The organism is Candidatus Phytoplasma sp. AldY-WA1 (assembly GCF_020312115.2).
Classification (GTDB): Bacteria; Bacillota_I; Bacilli_A; order Acholeplasmatales; family Acholeplasmataceae; genus Phytoplasma; species Phytoplasma vitis.
Genome location: NZ_JAHRHX020000113.1, coordinates 1 through 1,264, shown reverse-complemented (window position 1 = coordinate 1,264; position 1,264 = coordinate 1). Strand labels below are relative to the sequence as shown.

The 1,264-nt window shown below is 20.1% G+C and carries 2 protein-coding genes; both read right to left on the bottom strand.

Features of this window, described 5'->3' with window-relative positions:
* Positions 1 to 110: 110 nt before the first annotated feature.
* Positions 111 to 716 (bottom strand): hypothetical protein, encoded by a 606-nt coding sequence (locus KTO59_RS04330; protein WP_284928830.1) that lies wholly within the window; start codon positions 714 to 716, stop codon positions 111 to 113.
* 83 nt (positions 717 to 799) lie between these two features.
* On the bottom strand, positions 800 to 1,264 hold a 465-nt coding region (locus tag KTO59_RS04325; protein ID WP_284928829.1), incomplete at its 5' end, for a hypothetical protein.

The following is a 1,264-nucleotide window of genomic DNA, read 5'->3' as shown; positions in this document are numbered from 1 at the left end:
ACATTGCGATTCGTTAATTCGCTGTTAATAAGGCCTCTTTGACGCCCACAAAAAAAGAATAAGTGCGCCATCTTTATTATTGTGTGCTAATGTTAATGTCAACCAACTAATTATATTTTCTTTATGAAAATTTTTAATAGCTTTATATCTAGCGTTATTTTTACTAATACGAATGTTTCTTTATTTAAAATTAAAAAATATTCATCTGGATTTGAAACTTCATTTTTAAATAATTCTTGTAAATCTTCATTTTCTTTGATTTTTGTTTTAATAAATTTAAGAATTTCTTTTTTATTTTTTTGTTGATAAAGATTATTAGCTATTTCATAATAGCGTTCAAAATTTTTTTCAATAAGAGTAGAAAAATCATATCCTAAAGCTCTTAATTTATATCTAGTAAACATAATTTTTCTTTCTTTTAAATTCTGTAAACGTCTTGCTTGCATACGTGATTGTAACTGGTACATATGAAGAGGTAAACAATTAGAATAAGCACCAATACCATAGTCAGTAGTTTTGAAAAAGAATAAATTATTACAGAATTCTTTTATAAATTTTTCTTTTTCAAAAATACTCAATGATTGATTTTTGTTAATTAATTGAAATGTTTTTTGAGTGTTTTTAACTAAATGAGTATCTTTATTATTCATTGTTAAATCTTCTAAAAATAATGTTTGATTGTTTGTTTGATTATTTATTTGTTCTATTATTTGCATATTTATATTGCCTCTTGCTTTTTTTTATATATATATTTTTATTTTAAAATTAAGATATTTTTAAATATATCTGTATTTTTGTTTTACATTAAACAATCTTCTGGTTGTTTTGTATCACTAAGAGTACGAGATTCGAAGTTTTTATTTAAATTAATGAAATTTTTAAAATCATCATTATTTATTTCATTTTTAAAAGCCCATGTTAAATATTCAAAATTTTTTTTAAGATAATCTTTTTTAATTACATATCTTTTTTCAATTTGATTAGTTTTATTATAAAATATTTCTTTTTCTTCTAATTCTAAATTTATACCAAATACATATATTTTACTAGATTCATATTTATTATTAAATTCATTTACTTTTTTTAATAAAGTTTCATTAGAAATATTATTTTCCAAATATTGAACATATTCATCATTAAAAAATTCTTTATAATCATCTTTTAAATATGGAATCCAATTTGAAACAGCATTTAAACCAAAATAAACAGAATCAAATTCAGCTTCTAAATTTTTTGTTACAAAACGCATATGAGTAAATTTTTT